Consider the following 22,363-nt stretch of genomic DNA (forward strand, 5'->3'; position numbering starts at 1 on the left):
AAAAGAACACCCTCCAAGTGATCGTGTCATGAGGAAGGTGTTCCTAGGGAACTCATTGATCATTCTATTTTTCTATATGGTGAATTTAAAAAGCAGCCTTTAAAATATCTAAGTAGTCGGCTTTCGTAACGGTACGAACATTGCTTGATGTAGAGCCGTTTTGTTCTGCTAATTCAGCCATTTTTTCAAAATCCTCTTCTTTAACATAAGATAAGTCTTTTAGTGCTGGAATACCTAAATTTTTTGTGAATGTATACATGCCATCAATTAATTTTTGAATCGCCACATCATCTGAGTCCGTTTTATCTGCAAAGCTCATTATTTTGGCAAGCTCTGCGTGTAGTACCTTGTTTTCAACTGCATTGAATTGCATAACATAAGGCAAAAATACCGCGTTTGCGATACCATGAGGTGTATCATAAAGACTACCAAGTGCTTCTGCTAAGCAATGAACGGCTGCGACATCGGCTGAACCGAAGCATAAGCCGGCTAGTAAACTCCCTTCCTGCATTTTGTATCTTGCTTCTATATCAGAGCCATCTTCATATGCTGCCGGTAAGTATTTCACAATTGTCTCCATTGCACTTGCACCCATTGCTTTTGAAATAGGATTTGTTACTTTACAAGAATAGCCTTCAATAGCATGTACCAATGCATCTACACCTGTTGCGGCTGTTATGTTTTTTGGCACCGTCAATGTAAGAGCCGGATCTAAAATCGCAATGGTTGGCCGAAGCAAGGCATGTTTTAATGTGATTTTTTTATGTGAAGCAGCTAACGTAATGACAGATGAACGGGTCACCTCAGAACCAGTACCAGCCGTTGTTGGGATACAAATTAATGGAGATAGATTAGCATACGCCTTCTTCCCTGATATATAATCTTCAGGAATGCCGCCATTTGGACCTAATAAAGCAATCGCTTTCGCCGTATCCATTGGACTTCCGCCACCAATCGCAATGACCGCTGATGCTTGTTCTTTTCTAAAGAGCTCTGCACCAGCTAGACATTCATTATCTCTAGGGTTTGGAGATACTTGATCAAATATAAAAACGGAATAACCGGCTTCCTGCAAATACGCTTCAATAGGCTGAATGAGCCCTGCGTTTCTCACACCAGAATCTGTCACAATCATCACTGTGGCGCCCGGCAATACAATATTCTCTACTATAGATCCGATTTCTTTTGATTGACCAGTCCCCATCATCATTTTTGTTTGGCAATGATATTCAAAATTCATCATGATTTTTCTACTCCTTCATTTAAGTTTGTTAAGTGAGCCGTTTGTTTTTCTGCTCCCCACCACTCTATTTCTTTTAAACCTGGAATGCTAGATGCATAAAAGACAGGATTTTTGCCTAACAGCCTTTGTTGAATATAATCATCTAAAGCGGCAAAAGCATATTTTCCTAGGATAGCAATTGCAATCAAATTGACAATTGCCATAATGGCCATCGACAAGTCGGCCAAAGTCCAAACGATTTGTAAGTTGGCCACAGCCCCAAACATGATCATCATTAATACCATAATTCGATACATCAATAGCGCTGTTACACCGTTATGGATAAAACCGATATTGGCACTTACTGAAGAGATTTGATCATTCTAAATAACTAAACAAAGCTAATCAGTGTATGTTTTGTTTCTTATATTTACTCTGAATCTTAAAAGTCTATTTACACAAAAAAACTTACAGGATACACTCTCCCGTAAGTTTTTTCGATTATTCTCATTGATTCATTATTTAGAAATCATCCCATGCGGGTCAATGACAAATTTCTTCGCTACACCGGAATCAAAGTCGCTGTATCCTTGAGGGGCTTGATCAAGGTTAATGACGGTCGCATTCACGGCTTTGGCAATTTGTGCTCTTCCGCTTAAAATGGATTTCATTAGACTGCGGTGATATTGCATGACAGGGGTTTGGCCTGTCACAAAGGTATGGGCTTTTGCCCAGCCGAGTCCAATTCGCACTTTCAGTGATCCAACTTTTGCATCAGCATCCACTGCACCTGGGTCTTCTGTGACGTAAAGCCCTGGGATTCCAAGTTTACCGCCAACTTTGGTAATATCCATAATTGTATTTAAAACGGTTGCAGGCGCTTCTCCTTGATCTCCATGACCTGAAGCCTCAAAGCCGACACAATCGACGGCACAGTCTACTTCTGGCTCTCCTAAGATATTGGTGATTTGTTCGCCGATTCGATCATGTTTTCTTAAATTGATCGTCTCACAGCCAAAGCTTCTGGCCTGCTCCAGCCTTTGTTCATTCAAATCACCGACAATGACCGTAGAAGCGCCAAGAAGTTGAGCGGAATGCGCTGCGGCAAGACCTACTGGCCCTGCACCGGCTATATATACAGTTGAACCAGGCTTTACTCCAGCCGTATAAGCACCGTGAAAACCTGTCGGGAAAATATCGGAAAGCATCGTCAGATCAAGTATTTTTTCCATCGCTTGATCTTTGTCTGGAAATTTCAGCAGCTGGAAATCTGCATAAGGCACCATGACGTACTCGGATTGGCCGCCAACCCATCCGCCCATATCGACATATCCATAGGCAGAGCCTGGACGGTCCGGGTTTACATTTAAGCACACATGGGTTTTTTGTTCCTTACACATGACGCATCGTCCGCAAGCAATATTAAAGGGAACAGACACAAGGTCTCCTTTTTGAATAAACTCCACATCTCGTCCAACCTCAACGACTTCACCTGTAATTTCATGACCAAGGACTAGTCCTGCAGGCGCAGTCGTACGACCTCTCACCATGTGCTGGTCACTTCCGCAAATATTCGTCGTCACTACTTTTAAAATGACGCCATGCTCACATTTGCGCCCCACATTGGCTTTCGGTACACCCGGGCCATCTCTTAAAATCAAATCAGGGTATCCAATATCCTCAACTGCTACATTTCCTGCTCCTTTATAAACGACACCTTTGTTTCCCGACATGTTTCCATTCCTCCCTTTTTGTTTAAAAATGAAGTCTCTACAATTTTCTCTATTTATGAAGCAATTCCCTGCTCCAAATGGCACAATTGATAAAAAAAAAGAGAAAAATGTATCTTCCAGTCAAATAAAAAAGAAAATATTGAAAAAAAAGCTAAACTTTTGAAGAACGGTGTCGATATAAGAAATAAGCCAGACAGGTATCCTTAATCGACAAACAAATTCCTTATATATACTATCATTCCTTACACACCTGGCTGGCGCCTACATCATATACAAAAGTCTCTTCGATGAAGAGACTTTTTTTTAATTCGTTCAAACATGATTCAATTACACGCAAAGAAGCTCCTCTCACGAAGAGCCTCTTTTAGAATGCTTGTTCATTACCTGGGAAATATTTTCATCATTTTAACGCTTTGATACAGATGTATGTATCATAGTGATAAACCGAAACTTCTCTGAAGTGATACGCTGAAAATAGGCGGCTAATCTCTTGTTCACTATACGATGAAAAAGATTGTGACCGCTTTTGTTCCTTCATCAGTTCCTGCTGTTGGAAAGATAAGAATACTTCTCCATCCACTTGAAGAACACGGTACACTTCCTTCATGACTTGCTCAATATCCTTCAAGTAATAAATGGTCTGCACAGTAAATAATTTATTGAATGATCTGTCTTCAAAAGGTAAATGCTCGGCTTTACCAAGAGTCACGACGGCTTTATCCTGTTCCACAAGCTTCTTATGTTTTCTTTTTGCATATTTGATCATATGACGAGAGGCATCCACTCCATATACTTTACCGCGATCAAGTTTCTCTGCTACCTTCGATAATGTCATGCCTCTTTCAGTACCGATTTCTAAAATCCGGTCATTTTCTTGTATATTTAAGAGTTGAATCGTCCATTCATTGATATTATGATGATTTTTTTCCATATAGCGGGCAACCCATTTTGAGAACAAGCCTTTTGGTTCCCTCATTTGTTTTCCAATCCAGCTTTGAATCAATGTTAACACCTGCTTTGCACCAGTAAATAAAACTATTTACGAATTTTCTTACTTTTCATATCGGCTCACGCCTAACAAAGTTTAAGACCTAGTCCTAATTATTTGTTATTGATTAGACGGCATCTTTTCAGAAAATGTTTCGCAGAACTTTAAAAAATTTAATCCTAATAGGCGTTTTCATTAATTGTGCTCAGATTGATTTCGTTTCCTGCATGAGCTGCATATTTTATGAATGTATCTTGATTAGATAAAGGTGGTGCTAGATTATGGGCTTTGGTGGCGGTTATTCTGAAGGCTGCGGTGGTTACGGTGGCGGTTTTGCAGGCGGATTCGCATTGCTTGTTGTACTGTTCATTTTGTTGATCATCATCGGTGCAAGTTGGATTTGCTAATGTAAAAGGAGCAGGAAACGATAACGTTTCCTGCTCCTTTTCTTTAATACCAATAAGCTCGGTACTGATACATATATTGTCTGAGCATTTCCTCTTGCTCTCTTTGCATTCGGTACGGATTACCGTATCCATGCTTTAAGGAATGCGGAATGGATGTATACCCGTGCCCCACTGACGGAAACCTCATATATGGTGACATCGACATTCGTTGATCACCTCACAATCTCCTTTTACGGATATCATATGTGCAGATGATCGATGTGGAGCGTGTCTAAACCTGGTCCTTCTCCATAGTATAACAATCAAGCATTGCAAGCATCATAAACATGTCAATCTCCTCCTTTTCGCATTTTTCTTTTCGTATTTTAGTTCATATACTCTAGTTGTTTCTGCTTCATTTCTTCATAAAATGTTTCGACTTGTTGTTCATAAAGAACTGTTTCAATGTCTTTGTATTTTCGTCGGATCGTCAATGTGATAAAAAATAAATGGATTGTCATATACGCTCACCTCCCTTCAGTTCGCAGCACGCGAAATAACCCGCAGATCTTCTTTGTCAGTTGACCTGCGGGCACACAAAAATGCAGATCAAAAGACAGTGTCTTCCAACCTGCAATGGATGATACGTAAAATCCTCGTTTACTTTAACAGTTTTGAAGCGTGTGCACCGTATAAGGTAAAGGAAGGACACGAGCTCTTCCACAGGCTGATGACATGATGAAATTATTTGTTGATTTGATGACAATAGAAACGAATAACATATTCTTCAGCCTCCTTTACGTTTTTAATTACTTTGTTAGTATATCCAGCAAGCACCATTTTGTAAACCTGTTTTTAGTAAAAAAGATGATTTTTGTGTGTTTGACTAAATTTCTACATTTATTCTTGTCCGATTGTCCAATACAATCAAAAAAGCCTCCTCACGTAAATGAGGAGACTTTTCGAATTAATCTTCATCTAGTTCTTGCAGTTTCTTTTGAAAAAAGATCGCGCGTCTCACACAAAGAAAAGCTGCTAATAAGAAAACACAATCAATTCCCATCATCAGCATTTTTGGAGATGCTTCGATGTGTTGGTTTGGTATGATCGTACCAATATATAAAAAGGTGCTGACAGCAAGCAAAATAAAAGCGTACTGCTTGTAATCTGTCACTAAACCACTCCACTTTTTCTTCACTTGAATCACCTTCCTGTTTAACATGTCTATTGATAGCTTAACATAGTAAAAGAAAGGTAGTGGCATGTAAATCTATCCATTCACTAGTGCGTTTAGTCCCTGCTTCATATCATTCAGTAAATCATCCACATCTTCAATCCCGACGGATATACGAATTAACCCATCAGTGATGCCAAGCTCCTCGCGGCGGTCTTTTGGAATGGACGCATGAGTCATTCGAGCAGGAACAGAGATTAAGCTTTCAACCGCTCCAAGGCTTTCTGCGATCGTAAACAGTTTAAGCTGACTTAAAAACACATCGACATGTTCTTCTTTTCCAATATCAAAAGAGATCATGCCGCCGTATCCTGATGCTTGCGTTTTTGCAAGTTCATGTCCATGGTGAGCATCAAGACCTGGGTAATAAACACGTGTGACTGCTGGATGTTGTTCTAAAAACTCAGCGATTTTCTGTGCATTTTGCTGATGTGCTTCCATTCTTAGTCCAAGCGTTTTGATTCCTCTCATGAGAAGCCATGAATCCTGCGGTCCAAGAATTCCACCAGTAGAATTTTGAACAAAATGCAGTTCTTCCCCAAGCTCTTCCGTCGCTGTTACAACAAGCCCACCTACGACATCACTGTGACCGCCTAAATATTTAGTGGCACTATGCAGGACAATGTCCGCTCCATATTCAATTGGCCTTTGGAAATAAGGTGTGAAAAATGTGTTATCAACAATCATTAAGATGTTAGCTTCTTTTGTCAATTGGCCGATCGCTTTGAGATCAGTCATTTTCAGTAAAGGATTGGTTGGTGATTCAATGTAAACCGCTTTTGTTTCAGGTAAAATCGCCTTTTTCACTGCTTCAGGATCACTTGTATCAACAAAGGTCGCTTGAATGCCAATACGGTTGAGTACCTTTGTGATGACGCGGTACGTTCCGCCATATACGTCATCTGTCAGGACAATATGATCTCCGCTGTTAAACAGCATCATCACTGCCGTAATGGCAGCCATTCCTGAACCAAATGCGTAGCCGTTTGCTCCTCCTTCAAGGTCACGAATGACGGTCTCTAGTGCCGTTCTTGTTGGATTCGCTGTTCTTGAATATTCATATCCTGTATGTTCGCCTGCTTTCGGCTGCTTATATGTGCTCACTTGGTATATAGGTACAGACACAGCGCCCGTTTTTTCATCACCAGTTGTTCCACTGTGTATCATCATTGTTTTTGGTTTCATTTTATTTTCCTCCCTCATAAATGCCTTTACTTAAATACCGTTCACTGCTGTCAGGGAAAATGGTGACGATGACTGTCCCAGGTGCTGCCTTCTTCGCTTCTTCTAAAGCGGCAAATAACGCGGCACCCGAAGAACTCCCGATGAGAACGCCTTCTTTTTCAGCAGCTTCTTTCACCATTTGGAAAGCATCATCATCACTGACGGTATATATCTCATCGAATAAAGCAGATTCCATATAATCTGGGATAAATTCAAGACCGATTCCTTCCGTTCTATGCGGACCCGGATCTCCTCCATTTAAAATCGATCCTTCAGGTTCGACAACAACTGTTTTTAACGCAGGATGCTGCTCTTTTAAATAGGCAGCACACCCTTGAAAAGTCCCGCCAGATCCCGCTCCTGCCACGAATACATCGATGTTTCCTTGCAGGTCGGACCATAATTCTGGACCAAGCGTCTTATAGTAAGTCAATGGATTTACTTGGTTTTTAAATTGTAAAACGCAATAGGCATTGTCAAGGCTTGCCTCTAGTTCAAGGGCTCGATCAATCGCACCCTTCATGCCCTCTTTTCTTGGTGTATGAATAATGTCTGCACCGAGCGCCTTCATGAGCTGTTGTTTTTCTTGACTAAAATGTTCTGGTACGCAAAAAATGGTCCGCAATTGATGCTTTCTTGCACTGAGGGCAAGCCCAATTCCTGTGTTTCCAGCAGTTGCTTCAATGATGGTTCCGCCAGGGCGCAATTTGCCAGATGCCAATGCTTCTCTTATGAGCATATCACCTAAACGATCTTTAATACTTCCACCCGGATTCATCATTTCAAGCTTTGCATATACCTCTACACCTTCCGGGATGCCGATTCCTGACAGTTTTAAAAGCGGTGTGCGGCCAATTAATTCTGTAATATCCTGTATGACAGCCATATGATTCCCTTCCTTTGTATGGAAAAGAAGGGGGAATCCCCTTCTTTTATTGAGTTTGCTTTATCATACGCAAGACAAGGTCGGTTGAGTGAATCGCTGCTTGCTCAAGAAATTGATCAAATGAGACATTGGATTCTTTCCCTGCAATATCAGATAGCGCTCGAACGACAACAAATGGCGTTCCAAAGAGCTGGCAAACTTGTGCAACGGCTGCGGCTTCCATTTCCACCGCATATAGCTCTGGAAACTTCTCTCTCACAAACGCTACACGACCCGGATCATTCATAAACGAATCTCCAGTTGCAATCGTACCTTTTGCCACTTGAATATGATCGATCTCTAAAGCCGATTCCTCTGCCAGCTTCACAAGCTTTTCGTCTGCAACAAAAGCAGCTGGCAATCCTGGTACTTGTCCGTATTCGTAATTAAAGATCGTGACATCCACATCATGATGTCTAACATCAGTAGAGATGACAATATCCCCTACATTTAATGTGTGATGGAAACCGCCAGCTGATCCTGTATTGATCACATAATCCGGCTGAAAGCGGTCAAGCAGAAGTGTTGTGCTAACCGCTGCATTCACTTTTCCAATCCCTGATTTTAATAAAATCACTTCTTTATCTTCATAAACACCTGTTGTGAATTCACACCCAGCGATGTTTTCTTGTGTAGCATTCTTTAGTTGATCTCTTAATATCGTCACTTCTTCTTCCATTGCACCTATGACTGCGATTTTCAAATCAAAACATCCTTTCATTCCCTTTTCTTCGCTTCTACGATCCAAACAAAATCATTCATTTGATGAAAGGACGTACTAAAACCTTCTTCTTCAAAGATTTGCTTTAGCACATCGATGGATGGATAATATTCCGTTTCTAAATCCTCAGCAAGCTGATCGAATCCTGCCGCTTTCGCTTTGTCAATTTCAGCTTGATGTGCTGCTTGATTTTGAAACATTGTATCAGCAAAGACTATTTTACCATCTGAGTGAAGGATGTTGCTATAGGTGTGAATGGCTTGTTTTTTTTCTTCGTCCGTTAAATGGTGGAAAGCATATGAACTGACAATTGTATCAGGCTCAAATGGCGCCGCTGGAAATGATAAAAAATCCCCATCATGAAACACATCGGGTATACCCTTTTGAAGAGCCGCTTTCTTCATGGCGTCTGATGGTTCAACACCAAACACGTTCTTATCAGCTGCGAGCAGTGCCGCTGTTAAATTCCCCGTGCCACTTCCAAACTCAAGAACATCTTGACCTGCACGGCGAACAATTTCTTTTAAAATAAACGAATACCGGCGAAACACTTCTTCATACTGCTCATCATGACCACTTACCGTGTCGTCATAAGAGTCAGCCCAATGATCAAATACAGAAAGAAACTCACGTCCCATTTTCTTTCCCTCCACTTTATCTATTTATTCCTATGCGTATAGTATGTTTTAATTCGTCGAACAGTTCCTATCCTACCACATCTTCAGTTTCTTTCCTACTAAAAAATACTGGGAGGGGTAGAAAAATATTTGCTCTTTTAGAGGAGAGAGATTAAGATGAATGAAGAGTATGGAGAGGTGAATCAAATGGATTTTCAGTTGGATTTTCTAAAGGATAAAATTGAATTCTTTGAAGCATCGTCTTTAAAAGAACTTGAACAAAAGATCCAAAAACAAATTGAACATAATCAGGCAATTCTGCTGACCGTTCATTCTGTCAGTCATCAAACGACTGTGATCGATGACCGGATTTTGTATACAGCGGTTGTTCATTTTAAGGCGAATATCTGAATAAAAAAGATAGCATGACTGCTATCTTACAGCGTGGAGACAAACCCTCGCATTCTGTGTCAGTCCTGCGTGCAGGTGCTCACGAATCTTCAATTCGCTCCGGTACGAGTCGCAAAGGTTTTCTCTCACGCTGAGCTATAATGAAAACAAAGGGCTAAAATGAAATCATTTTAGCCCTTTGTCATCAATCTAAAAGATAGCGTGGCTGCTATCTTTTTTATGTTTATTTTAATTTTTCAACCTTTACAGGTTTCCAGCCTTTTTCATCTACCCATGTGATTTCCACGCGGTAGCGTTCGCCTGTTGATTTGTCACGGATAGTTCCCTTTGCATCTTGAGGGCCTCCGTTATTTCCTAACCAAATAACTGTCATTTGATCTTCTGAAATTCCCGTCGCATAGGACATGGCTTTCATCATTTCTTTCCAGTCTTTTGAGTTAGAATCATAGGTTGCTGTATGTGAACCGGATTGCTCTGTTCCTACGGGCTCCCAGTCATCGCTTTCGTATGTTTTGTCTACGTCACTCGTTTTGCCGCCATCTGTTTCTTTGGCATCTTTTAACGCATCTTTATTAGGCTCTTTTTCATCATCTGACTTCTTCGTATCGTCGTCTTGATCAGATGAGTCATCTTTTGTTGCATCTGAATCATCGGATGTGTCTTTCTTTTGATCTTTCACATCTTCATCTGATTTTTGTTTGTTTTCACTTGTTGCAGGCGCCGTTTTTGATGGTTCTTTCGCAACATCTATGTCTTTCGGTTTATTAAAAATTAATAAACTCGTTGCGACAACCAAAATAAGCACCACAACGATACCAATTAATATGTTAAGCACCATATTGGCCTTTCTGCGCTTATCACGATGTTCAAATCGAGAATTTCTACTCAAAATCTCTGCACTCCTTTGCCTCTGTTCCCTAAGTCGTTACTATTCTAACATGACATGAAGGAATGTTCTATGTCTGTTTCTTTTCAATTTCGTTGACCTTTTTTACAATATCATAAAACGCATCATTTGTCTTAGCCCGGCCACTTGCCTCATCAAGGTGAACAACGACTAGGGCGTATTTTGGTTTTTCCACCGGAAAGTATCCAGCAAACCATTTATGATAAAGCGGATTCCCCTTTTTATCTTTACTGCCGGTTTGGGCAGTGCCTGATTTCCCCGCCACATCAAATGGAAGGTCTTGAAACCTTCTTCCTGTTCCTTTGTCAGATGTCACCACCTGCCTTAAGTACTTTTGCAGCTTTTGAGCTGTATAGCGGTCAATACTGCCTCCTTCTGGTCGTTTGTTTTGAAAGGTTAACATCGTTGTTCCGTTTTGATACAGCACTTTTTCAGCGATTTTCACTTCTTTTCGTTCTCCGCCTCTCGCAATCGACGCCATCATATTGGCCATTTGCAAAGGAGTCGTTTTGACATTTTTTTGCCCTATTGCGGTTTGAGCAATGGCTTTTTTGACATGCTTGTCTCTTTTATCCCCCCACACATTGCCGGTTTCTTCACGATCAAACTGTTTGAAATGCTGCTTATGATAGACATCCCCTTCCCAGCCAGCTCGATCAATGAGTCCAAGCTTTGCAGCCGTCTTTTCGATGATTTGATCATCTGTTTGGATCAGCTTGTCAGCAAGTGTTGCAAAGGTATAATTACAGCTCTGCGAAAAGCTCTCAGACAGATTCAGCACTTCCTGCGTTCCTTCTGGCTCTCCATATAAATTCTTTCGACAGTCATACATCGTTTGTGGCTGGTCGAGGTTTTTTTCGATTGCTGCGGCAAGTACAGCGGTTTTAAAGACAGAACCTGGTGCCATGGCAGTCAGCATGTAATTTCTTGCTTCATGCCGGTTTTTGCTTGTGACGTTTGGCGTACTTGCCATCGCCAGCACACTGCTGCTTTCAATATCGAGCAGAACGGCCCCGCCTTTTTCGACGCCTTGGTCTTTCAGAACTTTCTCCATTTCAGCTTGCATGTTTTCATCAATTGTTGTTTGAACTTGAAGAGGATAAAATGAATGAGCCTCTGCTGTATATTTGACGTCCATCCCAAACAAAGGGTTTCCCCTTCCGTCCACATGATATAACAATTTTGTGTCTTGCTCGGGTAATAGAAATTCGTCAAAGGTACTTTCCAGCCCAAAAGTGCCGATTTCTGTACGGATGGAAAGCTCTTTTTTGTCAGGATAACGCTTTCTGAGCAATTCTGGATTTTCACTCGTGAAGCCTAATGTGTGGAGGGCAAGTCTTTTTTTGTCCTTCTCTTTCATATATACGCCGTACACACCTGAATATTTCATATCATTGATGTCTTTCAGCTTTTTTTTCGTGATGTCATCTTTGAGAATGAGAGGTTTTTTGGTTTCTGTCAGCTGTTTTTTGAGTCCATCTTCTTCCATCTCAAGAATAGAGGCGGTTTGTTTTAAATGAGGAAGATCATATTGCAGGAAAGGAAATAAGATCACTGCAGGCTGTTCTTTTGTGAGAAGCGCCTCGCCGTTTCGATCTAAAAATTCACCGCGGCCATCTGAAATGACCACTTCTTCTGTACGCTGTTTGACACTTTCTTGTATTAAATTGATATCAAGCTTTGAAAAAGATTCTGTGAAAAACAGTTGAATTTCTGCCAGTCTGATGAGAAGACCAAGCAGCAGCATAAAAATAACAGCACCTGTCCATTGAATTCTACGTTTTTTGCGCATAAAAACACCTCGTCCCTATTGTGGACGAGGTGTTTATCGTATAAACGTAATTATGAAATTTTTACAATTTGGACGAACATTTCTCCGCCAGGTGTTTGAACGGTTACTTTGTCGTCTACTTGTTTGCCTAACAGGCTTTTTGCAATTGGTGAATCGTTTGAAATCTTTCCTTCGAACGGATCAGCTTCTGCACTTCCGACGATTGTGTAAGACTCTTCTTCTCCGTCTGGTAATTCAACGAAAGTGACTGTTTTACCAAGTGAGACAATATTTGAGTTTCCTTCATCTTCGATAATTTTGGCATTGCGAATCATATTATCAAGCGTAGTGATACGCCCTTCTACAAACGCTTGCTCTTCTTTAGCAGAATCATATTCCGAGTTTTCAGAGAGGTCTCCAAAGCTTCTAGCAATTTTAATTCGCTCTACAACCTCTTTACGTTTAACCGTTTTCAAATGTTCAAGCTCTTCTTCTAATTTTCGTTTTCCTTCTTCTGTCATTGGAAATACTTTCTCTTGTGCCATGAATCATTCACTCCTTCTATTAATCCTCATCATACATACTTTCTGCACGTGAGTGACGACTGAAATATACAAGAATGAGGACTTCTTCATGCCCTCATTCCTTCTGTCCCATATTTGTAAAAGTCCATCTTACATGGCGTCCCTTTTAGATGCAACTATTATGCCTTTTTTCAGACAGAACCACTCTCAGTGGCCCAAAGATGATCTATCTTCATCGCACAAACTGTGGAAAGGCACAGGAAGCTCCTGTACCTCGTTCGCCATTTCGATCATATGTAGAAGAATAGCTTATCCATTCTCCATCTTCCCAATACATAATATGGTCAGTGTACGATATGTCTATGCTATATTATTACATAATTGCTTTTTGATCAAGAATTGTTTGAAAATTTGTGATGGTTTGTTTGTCGTTTTTTTAATATACTTTTACAAAATCGAAACCACTTCAATATTCAGCTTGAAAACGACATTTTTCTACATCTATTTCACATCATTGTTTTCCTATCATATCAAATCTTTCATTCAAAGTGTTACTTCTTAAAATATTTAAGCAGCTTCTACTTTTAGAAACAAGTGAAATATTGGTATTTACTCTCTTTATGATGATGTTGACAAAGGGCTAAAATGGTTTTTATTTTAGCTCTTTGTCTTCTTTTCAGCGTGATAGAAAACCTTTGCACTCTAGGAAGGACGAGCACAGAAGCGGAGCGAATTCGTGAGCATCGGCGCACAGGACTGACACCGAATGCGAGGGTTTGTCTACACGCTGGATGATGTTGAAAAGACCTTTACAATGTAAAGGTCTTTTCAACATCAGTTACTCTGCTCGGCTTTGAAGAATCGTTTGAATTTTTGTCACCATGAGGTCAATCGCCACATGGTTTTGGCCGCCTTCTGGGATGATGATGTCAGCGTATCGCTTCGTCGGTTCAATGAATTGATTATGCATTGGTCTGACAACAGATACATACTGTTCAATCACAGAATCGATTGAACGGCCTCTTTCTTTCGTATCGCGTAAAATGCGGCGAATGATGCGTAGATCTGCATCTGTATCGACATACAGTTTAATATCCATTAAGTCTCTTAGGCGTTCGTCTTCTAGTGCAAAGATGCCTTCAACGATGATAACATCCTTTGGTTCAACATGGACAGTCTCTTCTGAACGTGTGTTGAGCTTGAAATCATATATTGGTTTTTCAATGGATTCGTACCTTAAGAGCTGTTCCAAATGCTCAAACATCAGGTCATTGTCGAATGCGAGCGGATGATCATAGTTCGTAAGCAGACGCTCTTCAAATGGCATATGACTTTGATTTTTGTAATATAAATCTTGCTGAAGCATGAGGATGGAATGTCCTTTAAATTTTTCATAGATTGAATTGGTGACGCTCGTTTTACCTGAACCCGAGCCGCCAGCAATTCCAATGACAACTGGTTTACTCCTCATGTGCCTGTTATTTCCCCTTTCTCATCATGTTGCTAGGGTATACTTTTTGATCGAGCTTGAATTTGACGATTTGCAGCGGATGACGAGCGGCATCTAGTTCATTTCCTTTTTCATCCCAAATCGTCTCAATTTTGCATGTGAAATTCTCAATTTCTGGTCCGAAAAATTCGACTTCGTCACCAGCTTTAAAGAAGTTACGCTGCTGCAATGTGACGATTTGTTCTTTTTCATCATAATGAAGAACGAGACCTGCGAAATCAAATGTCGTTTTCTTTCCATGAATACCAAACATTTGCTCATCCGTACCTGGTACACCTTCGAAAAAGGCTGGTGCTGTATCGCGGTTTGCACATTTATCTAATTCATCTAACCATTCCTCTTCAATGACAAAATTGTCTGGGTCCGCACAATAGGCGTCGATGACTTTGCGATACACACTCACGACAGTTGCTACATAATGAATTGATTTCATCCGTCCTTCGATTTTTAAGCTGTCAATTCCCATTTCGATCATTTGAGGAATGGATTCGACAAGCTTTAAGTCTTTTGGACTCATCGCAAATGGTGCGTCTTCCTCTCCAAATAATGGCGCTTCCTCAGAACCTTCTAGTTTATAAAGATCATAATCCCAGCGGCAGGACTGGCAGCAGCCCCCGCGGTTAGAATCTCTTGCCGTCATATGGTTACTGAGCACGCAGCGGCCAGAGTAAGCAATACACATCGCACCGTGAATGAACGTTTCAATTTCAATATCGACCTTTTCTTTCATTTCTCTAATTTCCAGCGCACTTGTCTCGCGAGCCAGCACCACACGCTCAAGCCCTTCTTCCTTCCAAAACTGAACAGCTTTCCAGTTCGAAAGAGATTGCTGTGTGCTTAAATGGACTTCAAGCTTCGGTGCGACACGTTTACACGTTTCAATGATCAGCGGGTCAGCCACAATAATGCCCGCTACTCCAGCGCCTTCAATCCCTTGAAGGTATTCCTCCAGCCCGTCCATGTTTTCGTTGTGGGCAAAGATATTCGTCGTCACATAAATTCGTGCACCGTATTTGTTTGCAAATGCGACACCTTCAGCCATTTCTTCAATTGAAAAGTTATCGGCATTTGAGCGAAGCCCAAATTCTTTTCCGCCAATAAAGACCGCGTCTGCTCCGTAATGTACAGCAATTTTCAGCTTTTCCAAGTTTCCTGCTGGTGCAAGCAGTTCTGGTTTTTTTGTAATGACACGTTTCCCGTCAATCATTTCAGAAATACCGTCTTTCAATAGTGCCATTTCCTCTGCCTCCTCTTATATTAATAAACCGTTTCTTTAAAGAAGAACCCTGTATCAATCGAACGATTCACTGGCTGAATCTCTTCAATCCGCTTCACCCAGTCCTCTTTCTGATCTTCATACGCGTCTTTGTCAGTCGCTAATAAATCAATTGCTTTTCTATATAGAGACGTCACCTCTGTCATATAAGAAAGTGACTTTAAAATTCCGTCAATTTTAAAGGAGTCAATGCCTGCATCAACAAATTCCTCTAATTCGTCAATCATACACACATCATTTGGACTCATAATATGAGTGCCGTTTGCATCCTCGAAAATAGGGTATTTGTTTTGACGCTCTTGATCATGAAGGAATAGTCCTTCCTCCATATTTCTGCCTTCGACGTCCATTTGTTTGCCCTGATATTCAAAGTAGTTGCCAATGAGCGTACGTTTTGATTGAAACATACATGTCATGCCATGGACTTGAATTTCGATTTCCACCTCGGCATTTTCTTTGATGTCAATGACACTGTCCATATTCAGTTCTTTGGCAAGAACAGCACGCGTTGCACCTTTTCTGCCCCAGTAGTTACAAGTGTAATAGTTTGTCCCAGTCGTTTCTGTACTCCAGTGGAGATTCAGGCTTACCCCTGTTTCTTTGGCGGCCATGATCACTGCTGGGTCTCCAAAAACGACGCCATCTACGTTTAATGCGTCGAGAAAGGTTAAGTAATCTCCAAGCAGCTGCACACGATCATTATGAAAAATCGCATTCATCGCCACAAACACTTTTTTGTGATGCGCATGTGCAAGCTCAACCGTCTGTTTCACATCTTCTCTTGAAAACTCGCCTGCAAGACGAATACCGTATGTTTGTTTGCCTATTAAGAATGCATCAGCTCCCGCCTCGATTAATGGCAGTACGTCTGACACCTTGCTTGGCGTCACAAGCAATTCTGGTTTTTTCATGATTGGTCACCTCTTTTTGTACTAATGGCGATCCCGTCTCCCACTGGAATAATGCACGTTTGGAAATCAGGGTTTGACATAAGCCATTGATTGTATCGATCAATTTTTCCAATTAATTGTTTTTTTCGTTTATCTTCTATTTCTTCTTCATAGTTCGTTGCCACTAAGCCTTTAAATAATACGTTGTCTGTAATAATCATTCCGTCATGAGCAAGCATCGGTTCAAACAGCTCAAAAAAACGTTTGTACTGCCCTTTTGCGGCATCAATAAAGATCACATCATAGGGCGCCATCGTTTGGACTGTTTTAGCCGATTCCATGGCATCACCAAAGAACACGTGTATTCTTTCTTTTAACTTTAATTCCTCAATGTTCCGTGTCGCTTCTTCATAGCGTTTCGCATTTCGCTCAATCGTAAAAATTTCAGCAGCTGGTAGAGCTGTCGCCATTCGAATGGCGGAGTAACCTATCGCTGTCCCAACCTCAAGAATTTTCTTCGGCTTTTTCATCGACAGCAGCTGCAGTAAAAGTTCAATGCTCACCTTTTCCATAATTGGCACATGATGCTCTTTTGCATATGCCTCTAATTGAGCGATTGCATCAGGACTTGGGTGAATTAAATGTTCAATATAATCATTCATTTGATCATCTTCGATAGTCATTATTTGTCTAGCTCCTTCATGACCTGAAAAAGAAGAGTCCTGCCTGTTGCAGCTCTCTTTCTCGTCAATCTTTCGTTCATCTAAGTAAAACAACCCGATATATTTTACCACAAAGAAGTGGTAATTGCGAACCTATAAATTGGATATTCCAACGAAAAAAACTGCAGGCAATCTTGTATTGTCTACAGTCTTTTTCGATTCACATGTACATTAATTGCTGCCTGTGATGTATTTGGCTTTCGCTTTGTTGTGCTCATTTAACGTTTTTGTAAAGACGACTTCTCCATTTTTCTTCGCAAGGAAGTACACATAATCTGTTTTATCTGGATGCAGTGCGGCTTTCCATGAAGATTCGCCAGCATTTGCAATAGGTCCAGGCGGCAGCCCCTTGTTGTTATACGTATTATAAGGAGATTTCACCTTAAGGTCTTTGTAATAAACACGGGATTTATGCTCACCTAGTGCATAGAGAACGGTTGGATCGGTTTGAAGCGGCATGTCCTTTTTCAACCGGTTATAAAATACACTGGAGATTTTAGCGCGATCCGTCTTTTCTGTTGCTTCCATTTCAATCAGTGATGCCATCGTTAACACATCATGTATGGACATGTTTCTCTTTTTCATGCCTTTTTCATACGTTTTCACGTATTGATCTGTTTGTTTAATCATCGTTTCAATGATCGTTTCGAGTGATTCATCCTCACGATAAAATGGATACGTCGCAGGGAATAAATAACCTTCTAACGGATGTTTCACCTGTTTGCCATTTACCTGTGAAGTCACCGTTTTCGGATATTTTTTCATTAACGTTTGAATAAACGCAGGATCATCCAGCTTCGCTTCCACTTCTTTCGCTGAAAAATTCGTCTGATTTGCAATAACTACCGCAATATCAGACAGCTGTTTTCCTTCTGGAATCACAAGCTGAAAGGCGTAGTCTGTCCCTCCAGATGTCAGCTTTTGAATCAGCGTGTCTGCGTCCATCGTTTGTTTCAAATGAAAGTATCCTGCTTTAAAGCCGGACGCATTTTTGTATTTTGCATAATAAGTGAAAATCGTGTCATTCGAAATGAGCCCATTTTCTTTTAAAATGCCCGCAATCTCACGGACAGATGTCCCATTAGGAATATGAATATTAATCGTTTGTTTGCTTTTTTGATCGACCGGTCCAAGTGCTGATTTAACATATAAAAAGCCTGATAATGCTGCAATGATGATGACAGCAAGAACAGATAACAGGACGATCCCCATTTTCCTTTTGAAAAATGGTCGTTTCTTTTGTTCTGAAAACATGCATGGCCCTCCTCACATCTCGCTTTTATAGTACATGATTCGACGGAGTTCGGCAATTACTTGCTCATGCATGTCATGACAGAACTTGACATAATACGGCTAAACCAATGCCGCCACCGCTCCCAATAGCAGCCATGACATAGCTTCCATTCGGTAAGGTGCGCGCTTCATAAAATAGTCTCACCATCATCGCAGCGCCCGATGCACTATATGGATGCCCAAGACAAAGTGCACCGCCTCTTTTATTGATTCGGTCATAAGGAATATCCAGCGTACGAGCAATCAGCGCTATTTTCAGAGCAAAAGCTTCATTGATTTCAAACAGTGCAACATCTTCTGCCTTGATTTTCTCTTGATCTAGAAGTTTCTTCATCGCATCAATCGGCGCAGCAGCTGGAAAATTGGGATGCATTGCCGCAACAGCACTTCCGGCATATCGCAGCATTGGCTGAAACCCATTTGCCTCCGCTAGCACTCTTTCCATCACAACGACCGCTGCTGCACCATCTGCTTCTTTGCAGCTATTGGCGGCAGTCACAGATCCTTTTCCCGGTGAAAATACAGGCTTTGCCCGCTGGATCAGTTTCGCCATCGGCCTTATTTTCGCGGCTGCTTCATCTATGCTCAGTCCGTCAATCGAAACGATTTCTTCAGAATATGTACCACGTTTGATTGCGTCTATACTTCTTTCCCAGCTTAATTGCGCATAGTCATCTTGTTCTTTTCTTGTGACAGAAAATCTCGAAGCGGTCAGCTCTGCTGCTTCTCCCATAGCCGGATCTCCTATCCATTCCGGTGAAAAGCGTGCTCTTTCTTTCATTGGTGATCTGGAAATGCTCTCAGTTCCGCCAGCGATATACATTGAACCTTCCCCTGATTGAACCATGACGCAAGCTGTTCGGATTGCTTCTAGACCTGAAGCACACTGCCTATCAACCGTCATACCAGGTACTCCTAAAGAAAGCCCTGCTTCTAATGAGGACAGACGAGCCATATTCCCGCCGCCTCCTACAACATTTCCTAATATGATGTCGTCCGGTGTCATCCTTTTAGACAAATACTGAATAAGGGGCGCGGCTAATTGCTCTGGACGATAATCCTTCAGCATCCCGTTTTTATCACCGAAGGGTGTCCGTTTTGCTTGTACAATTACTGCTTGCATGACAATTGTTCCTCCGCCCACTTTTTCATGCTGACACGTGCTATTTTTCCGCCGGATGTTTCAATTATTTGATCAATGACAAGCCATTTTTTAGGCACCTTGTAGGCCGCCAGTTTTTCTTTGACAGCTTGCCGAATCCTCTTTGTGTGCTGTCCTTCTTCAATAATGGCAACAGGGATTTCACCCCAATATGGGTCAGGAACGCCAACTACAACCGATCGCTTCACCTCTGGCTGTTCATTTAGCACACGCTCAATTTCCTCTGGAAAAATATTCAGCCCTCCATAGACGATCATGCCATTTTCACGTCCGCTCATATATAAATAGCCGTCTTCATCCAGCCAGCCCATATCATAAACTGTTATCCACTCTTCCGGCGGTTTCACTTCATGTAAGTAGCCTGCAAAAGACATCGGGCTCTTCACATAAATTCTTCCTATCTCATTTGGCTGGCAGACAGTTTGATCAGCTCGCCTCACTTCAATTTGAATGGGAGAGAAAGACTGTCCGACAGAAGAAGGTTTTTGCAAAAAGTCATTTGAAGATAAGTAGGAAACAAAGCTTAACTCTGATGTGCCGTAAAAATCAAAAAATGTCACATGCGGATAGTTGGTCACGAGTTGTTTCTTTGAAGGAATGCCCCAATCTGCTCCAGATGATATGACAAGAAGCGGATTATCTCTCTCAAAAGCGTCTATTTCCAGCAACGATTCTGTCATTGTCGGAACAGTATACATCACAGTAATGTCTCCTGTCTGTAAGGCTTTCTTCGCTTTCACTGGCGTAAATTTTTCTAAAAGCGTCACTGTGCCGCCAAAGTATAATGTACTGATGGCACCATATAAAAAGTGAGAGGATAAGAGTGTACCTGTTATAAGAACATGATCTTGATGAGTGATTCCAAACGTACCAGCTGTCGTTCGAAAGCTTTCGATCCATGACTGCTGACGCCTGATAAAGGCTTTAGGTGAACCCGTTGATCCTGACGTAAATCCCATATAAAAGATAGGGTCGTTCTCGCTGTCGCATTTGTTAGATGGACCTTGTATGATGAGGCTCATTTTTTCCTTCCATTCAGATAAAGAAAGAACATGCATGTCTTCGCTGTACTTTTCAAATCTATTTAAATATCGATCCTCGATAATGACGAGAGCTGCCTCACTTAACAAAAGCTTTTCTACACATTCTTCATGGCTCCATCTCGGATCAAGCGGGATAGCTGTCCACCCTGCAGAAGCAGCGCCAGCAAATATTTGGAGAAAAGAAGCACCATTTGATAATAAAAAAGCGACTCTTTTTTGCTCATGAGCCGTTTGTTGTAACCATTGCGCTGATAGCCGGACACGCTCATACCAATCTTGATAAGTGATCCTTTCTTGTCCATCAATGATGGCGATATGATCTGGGTTCATTTCTGCATGTAATGTATAGCTTTCCGTTATTCTGTTCAAACTGCACGCCTCCCTTTATGCACATCCCTTTTTCGATATGACATCGCCGCAATGATTTTCACCGTGAGAACGGCACATATGCCCGCTTTGATGAGATCACCTGGAATATAAATCAGGCTAAGAAGAGCTGCCTGAGTGACCTTGATATCCATCATCATCGCTTGAAAAGGAATGCCGCATAGATACAAAATTCCGATACTGCATACCGCATAGATCATAAAAAGACGCAGAGCGGTTATTTTTTTCAGACGGTTGATCCACAAACTAATCATGAGGGCAGCCACTGGATAAGCAAGTAAAAATCCACCGCTTGGTCCAAAAAAGACCCCTATTCCGCCTCTGCCACCTGACAAAAGAGGTGCGCCTGCTACCACAACCAAGAGAAACAGAAGTAAACTGATCAGTGCCTGTTTTGGCTTTAACAGCCCCCCAGCAAGCAAAAGACCTGCCGTTTGCAATGTGATGGGTACAGGTGTAAACGTAAGTAAAATCGGCGGGATCAATCCTAACATCCCGATAACCGCAGTCATTAGCGCCATTTGCATCATATCTTGAATTTTCAATTTCCATACCCCTCACTCAATACATTGTTAAAAATAGAGTAAAAGGTACAGTTTATTATGTCAACATAAAATAAAATAAAGTTAACATATTGATCGCAAAAAAAGACCTGTGAAGAAAGATCACTAAGATCCGTTCACAGGCCTTTTATTCGTTCTATTCTTCGTCTTCTTCTTGATCTAAGAACGTATTTAACGTTTCTTCAATCATGTCCCACTCTTCATCCGTTTCAATAGGCTCTAGCTCGCCATCTTCACCGTTTTCGTTCGGCGTGAAGCTTGATGCATGAATTTCAATTTCTTCATTGTCTTGCTCAGAAATTGGGTAGTAAAGAACATATGATTTGTTAAAATGGTCGCTTTCAAAAGTAAATAGTACTTCGCAAAGCTGTTCATTTCCATTATCATCAACGATTGTAATTTGCTTTTCTCCGTGTTCCATTTGATTCACCTCATTTTAATTTAAGCTGTCTAAGTACCCTTGCAGGATCATAACAGCCGCCATTTTATCAATGACTTTTTTACGCTTTTGTCTGCTCACATCTGCAGAAATGAGCATTTTTTCCGCTGCCATTGTCGACAGGCGCTCGTCCCAAAGCACAACAGGAACATTGTACGTGTTTTCTAACACTTTCGCAAATGATTGGCTGGCTTCGCCTCTAGGACCGACCGTACCGTTCATATTTTTTGGAAAACCAAGTACAATTTTATCCGTTCCATATTGCGAGACGATTTCGGACAGGCGGCTGAGACCGAAGTCTCCGCCTGCTTCATCAATTTTAATTGTTTCAATCCCTTGCGCTGTCCAGCCCATTTCATCACTGATCGCAACACCAAGGGTTTTCGTGCCTAAATCTAAGCCTAAAATTCTCATG

The 22,363-nt window shown here is 41.3% G+C and carries 24 protein-coding genes and 2 pseudogenes; 2 read left to right on the forward strand and 24 right to left on the reverse strand.

All coding sequences use genetic code 11. From position 1 onward, the window contains the following. Nucleotides 1–85 precede the first annotated feature (85 nt). From MKY18_RS12050 to MKY18_RS12065, 4 genes and pseudogenes are all read right to left on the reverse strand, one after another. On the reverse strand, nt 86–1,243 hold the full coding sequence (locus MKY18_RS12050) for an iron-containing alcohol dehydrogenase (RefSeq protein WP_185107038.1): 1,158 nt from the start codon (nt 1,241–1,243) through the stop codon (nt 86–88). Continuing rightward, nucleotides 1,240–1,581 (reverse strand): annotated as a pseudogene (locus MKY18_RS12055) (alanine:cation symporter family protein); the annotation flags it as partial. The gene MKY18_RS12050 and the pseudogene MKY18_RS12055, both read right to left, overlap by 4 nt. A 159-nt stretch (nt 1,582–1,740) precedes the next feature. Then, entirely contained in the window at nt 1,741–2,955 is a 1,215-nt protein-coding gene (fdhA, locus tag MKY18_RS12060; protein ID WP_050943691.1) for a formaldehyde dehydrogenase, glutathione-independent, read from the reverse strand. A 400-nt stretch (nt 2,956–3,355) separates the two neighbouring features. Beyond that, nucleotides 3,356–3,958 carry a methyltransferase domain-containing protein gene (locus MKY18_RS12065; protein ID WP_342497834.1) on the reverse strand — a complete coding sequence of 201 codons (603 nt, stop codon included), beginning with the start codon at nt 3,956–3,958 and terminating at the stop codon, nt 3,356–3,358. 317 nt (nt 3,959–4,275) lie between these two features. Between MKY18_RS12065 and MKY18_RS12070 the strand changes: the two are divergent. Beyond that, a pseudogene (locus MKY18_RS12070) lies at nt 4,276–4,350 on the forward strand (YjcZ family sporulation protein); the annotation flags it as partial. Nucleotides 4,351–4,393: 43 nt separating this feature from the next. On the opposite strand, the gene MKY18_RS12075 reads toward MKY18_RS12070, so the two are convergent. From MKY18_RS12075 to MKY18_RS12105, 7 genes are all read right to left on the reverse strand, one after another. Continuing rightward, nucleotides 4,394–4,549 (reverse strand): hypothetical protein, encoded by a 156-nt coding sequence (locus tag MKY18_RS12075; protein ID WP_223250656.1) that lies wholly within the window; start codon nt 4,547–4,549, stop codon nt 4,394–4,396. Nucleotides 4,550–4,715: 166 nt separating this feature from the next. Beyond that, nucleotides 4,716–4,850, reverse strand: coding sequence for a YrzI family small protein (locus MKY18_RS12080; protein WP_065098496.1), 135 nt, complete (start codon nt 4,848–4,850; stop codon nt 4,716–4,718). A gap of 446 nt (nt 4,851–5,296) precedes the next feature. Then, complete coding sequence (locus MKY18_RS12085; protein ID WP_041815772.1) at nt 5,297–5,527, reverse strand: YrhC family protein; 231 nt, start codon at nt 5,525–5,527, stop codon at nt 5,297–5,299. Nucleotides 5,528–5,599: 72 nt separating this feature from the next. Beyond that, the gene (locus MKY18_RS12090) at nt 5,600–6,748 is read right to left on the reverse strand and encodes a bifunctional cystathionine gamma-lyase/homocysteine desulfhydrase (protein WP_065098497.1); all 1,149 of its coding nucleotides are present in this window, start codon (nt 6,746–6,748) and stop codon (nt 5,600–5,602) included. Nucleotide 6,749: 1 nt separating this feature from the next. Further along, the gene (locus MKY18_RS12095; RefSeq protein WP_044139579.1) at nt 6,750–7,673 is read right to left on the reverse strand and encodes a cysteine synthase family protein; all 924 of its coding nucleotides are present in this window, start codon (nt 7,671–7,673) and stop codon (nt 6,750–6,752) included. 46 nt (nt 7,674–7,719) lie between these two features. Further along, nucleotides 7,720–8,415 (reverse strand): 5'-methylthioadenosine/S-adenosylhomocysteine nucleosidase, encoded by a 696-nt coding sequence (gene mtnN, locus MKY18_RS12100; RefSeq protein WP_044139580.1) that lies wholly within the window; start codon nt 8,413–8,415, stop codon nt 7,720–7,722. 14 nt (nt 8,416–8,429) lie between these two features. Then, on the reverse strand, nt 8,430–9,071 hold the full coding sequence (locus tag MKY18_RS12105) for a class I SAM-dependent methyltransferase (protein ID WP_065098499.1): 642 nt from the start codon (nt 9,069–9,071) through the stop codon (nt 8,430–8,432). A 186-nt stretch (nt 9,072–9,257) separates the two neighbouring features. Here MKY18_RS12105 and MKY18_RS12110 point away from each other — a divergent pair, with 186 nt between their 5' ends. Further along, nucleotides 9,258–9,461, forward strand: coding sequence for a YrzA family protein (locus MKY18_RS12110; protein WP_034620637.1), 204 nt, complete (start codon nt 9,258–9,260; stop codon nt 9,459–9,461). Between the two features lie 223 nt (nt 9,462–9,684). On the opposite strand, the gene MKY18_RS12115 is transcribed toward MKY18_RS12110, so the two are convergent. From MKY18_RS12115 to ruvX, 13 genes are all read right to left on the reverse strand, one after another. Further along, complete coding sequence (locus MKY18_RS12115; RefSeq protein ID WP_106066924.1) at nt 9,685–10,350, reverse strand: YrrS family protein; 666 nt, start codon at nt 10,348–10,350, stop codon at nt 9,685–9,687. 67 nt (nt 10,351–10,417) lie between these two features. After that, nucleotides 10,418–12,160 (reverse strand): penicillin-binding protein 2, encoded by a 1,743-nt coding sequence (locus tag MKY18_RS12120; RefSeq protein WP_342497517.1) that lies wholly within the window; start codon nt 12,158–12,160, stop codon nt 10,418–10,420. 50 nt (nt 12,161–12,210) lie between these two features. Beyond that, nucleotides 12,211–12,684: a transcription elongation factor GreA gene (greA, locus tag MKY18_RS12125; protein ID WP_003216248.1), complete on the reverse strand. Its 474-nt coding sequence runs from the start codon at nt 12,682–12,684 to the stop codon at nt 12,211–12,213. Nucleotides 12,685–13,501: 817 nt separating this feature from the next. Continuing rightward, the gene (gene udk, locus MKY18_RS12130; protein WP_065098502.1) at nt 13,502–14,134 is read right to left on the reverse strand and encodes a uridine kinase; all 633 of its coding nucleotides are present in this window, start codon (nt 14,132–14,134) and stop codon (nt 13,502–13,504) included. Nucleotides 14,135–14,141: 7 nt separating this feature from the next. Beyond that, entirely contained in the window at nt 14,142–15,410 is a 1,269-nt protein-coding gene (locus tag MKY18_RS12135; protein ID WP_065098503.1) for a U32 family peptidase, read from the reverse strand. A 20-nt stretch (nt 15,411–15,430) separates the two neighbouring features. Beyond that, on the reverse strand, nt 15,431–16,360 hold the full coding sequence (locus tag MKY18_RS12140) for a peptidase U32 family protein (protein ID WP_065098504.1): 930 nt from the start codon (nt 16,358–16,360) through the stop codon (nt 15,431–15,433). Next, nucleotides 16,357–17,022, reverse strand: a complete 666-nt coding sequence (locus MKY18_RS12145) for an O-methyltransferase (RefSeq protein ID WP_003216230.1) — start codon at nt 17,020–17,022, stop codon at nt 16,357–16,359. Before MKY18_RS12145 ends, MKY18_RS12140 begins: the two co-directional genes overlap by 4 nt. A gap of 210 nt (nt 17,023–17,232) precedes the next feature. Further along, nucleotides 17,233–18,315, reverse strand: coding sequence for an endolytic transglycosylase MltG (mltG, locus tag MKY18_RS12150; RefSeq protein WP_065098505.1), 1,083 nt, complete (start codon nt 18,313–18,315; stop codon nt 17,233–17,235). A 73-nt stretch (nt 18,316–18,388) separates the two neighbouring features. Next, nucleotides 18,389–19,477: an acetyl-CoA C-acyltransferase gene (locus MKY18_RS12155; protein ID WP_065098506.1), complete on the reverse strand. Its 1,089-nt coding sequence runs from the start codon at nt 19,475–19,477 to the stop codon at nt 18,389–18,391. Further along, nucleotides 19,465–20,928, reverse strand: coding sequence for an acyl-CoA synthetase (locus tag MKY18_RS12160; RefSeq protein ID WP_342497519.1), 1,464 nt, complete (start codon nt 20,926–20,928; stop codon nt 19,465–19,467). Before MKY18_RS12160 ends, MKY18_RS12155 begins: the two co-directional genes overlap by 13 nt. Then, nucleotides 20,925–21,491 (reverse strand): biotin transporter BioY, encoded by a 567-nt coding sequence (locus tag MKY18_RS12165; protein WP_065098507.1) that lies wholly within the window; start codon nt 21,489–21,491, stop codon nt 20,925–20,927. The genes MKY18_RS12160 and MKY18_RS12165 overlap by 4 nt, the downstream gene beginning before the upstream one ends. Nucleotides 21,492–21,645: 154 nt before the next feature. Further along, nucleotides 21,646–21,930 (reverse strand): DUF1292 domain-containing protein, encoded by a 285-nt coding sequence (locus MKY18_RS12170; RefSeq protein ID WP_003216483.1) that lies wholly within the window; start codon nt 21,928–21,930, stop codon nt 21,646–21,648. A gap of 15 nt (nt 21,931–21,945) precedes the next feature. After that, the gene (ruvX, locus tag MKY18_RS12175) at nt 21,946–22,362 is read right to left on the reverse strand and encodes a Holliday junction resolvase RuvX (RefSeq protein WP_003216519.1); all 417 of its coding nucleotides are present in this window, start codon (nt 22,360–22,362) and stop codon (nt 21,946–21,948) included. Nucleotide 22,363: the final 1 nt, after the last annotated feature.

It is taken from the genome of Bacillus sp. FSL R7-0672 (genome assembly GCF_038601465.1).
Lineage (GTDB): Bacteria > Bacillota > Bacilli > Bacillales > Bacillaceae > Bacillus > Bacillus pumilus.

What these genes read in the sequence shown, in the direction of transcription:
- greA (WP_003216248.1), bottom strand. Translation starts at nt 12,684, where the DNA reads ATGGCACAAGAGAAAGTATTTCCAATGACAGAAGAAGGAAAACGAAAA.
- MKY18_RS12140 (WP_065098504.1), bottom strand. Translation starts at nt 16,360, where the DNA reads ATGAAAAAACCAGAATTGCTTGTGACGCCAAGCAAGGTGTCAGACGTA.
- MKY18_RS12075 (WP_223250656.1), bottom strand. Translation starts at nt 4,549, where the DNA reads ATGTCACCATATATGAGGTTTCCGTCAGTGGGGCACGGGTATACATCC.
- MKY18_RS12120 (WP_342497517.1), bottom strand. Translation starts at nt 12,160, where the DNA reads ATGCGCAAAAAACGTAGAATTCAATGGACAGGTGCTGTTATTTTTATG.
- MKY18_RS12050 (WP_185107038.1), bottom strand. Translation starts at nt 1,243, where the DNA reads ATGATGAATTTTGAATATCATTGCCAAACAAAAATGATGATGGGGACT.
- MKY18_RS12105 (WP_065098499.1), bottom strand. Translation starts at nt 9,071, where the DNA reads ATGGGACGTGAGTTTCTTTCTGTATTTGATCATTGGGCTGACTCTTAT.
- MKY18_RS12170 (WP_003216483.1), bottom strand. Translation starts at nt 21,930, where the DNA reads ATGGAACACGGAGAAAAGCAAATTACAATCGTTGATGATAATGGAAAT.
- MKY18_RS12095 (WP_044139579.1), bottom strand. Translation starts at nt 7,673, where the DNA reads ATGGCTGTCATACAGGATATTACAGAATTAATTGGCCGCACACCGCTT.
- MKY18_RS12110 (WP_034620637.1), top strand. Translation starts at nt 9,258, where the DNA reads ATGGATTTTCAGTTGGATTTTCTAAAGGATAAAATTGAATTCTTTGAA.
- MKY18_RS12145 (WP_003216230.1), bottom strand. Translation starts at nt 17,022, where the DNA reads ATGACTATCGAAGATGATCAAATGAATGATTATATTGAACATTTAATT.
- MKY18_RS12155 (WP_065098506.1), bottom strand. Translation starts at nt 19,477, where the DNA reads ATGCAAGCAGTAATTGTACAAGCAAAACGGACACCCTTCGGTGATAAA.
- mltG (WP_065098505.1), bottom strand. Translation starts at nt 18,315, where the DNA reads ATGTTTTCAGAACAAAAGAAACGACCATTTTTCAAAAGGAAAATGGGG.
- udk (WP_065098502.1), bottom strand. Translation starts at nt 14,134, where the DNA reads ATGAGGAGTAAACCAGTTGTCATTGGAATTGCTGGCGGCTCGGGTTCA.
- MKY18_RS12135 (WP_065098503.1), bottom strand. Translation starts at nt 15,410, where the DNA reads ATGGCACTATTGAAAGACGGTATTTCTGAAATGATTGACGGGAAACGT.
- MKY18_RS12080 (WP_065098496.1), bottom strand. Translation starts at nt 4,850, where the DNA reads ATGACAATCCATTTATTTTTTATCACATTGACGATCCGACGAAAATAC.
- MKY18_RS12090 (WP_065098497.1), bottom strand. Translation starts at nt 6,748, where the DNA reads ATGAAACCAAAAACAATGATGATACACAGTGGAACAACTGGTGATGAA.
- ruvX (WP_003216519.1), bottom strand. Translation starts at nt 22,362, where the DNA reads ATGAGAATTTTAGGCTTAGATTTAGGCACGAAAACCCTTGGTGTTGCG.
- fdhA (WP_050943691.1), bottom strand. Translation starts at nt 2,955, where the DNA reads ATGTCGGGAAACAAAGGTGTCGTTTATAAAGGAGCAGGAAATGTAGCA.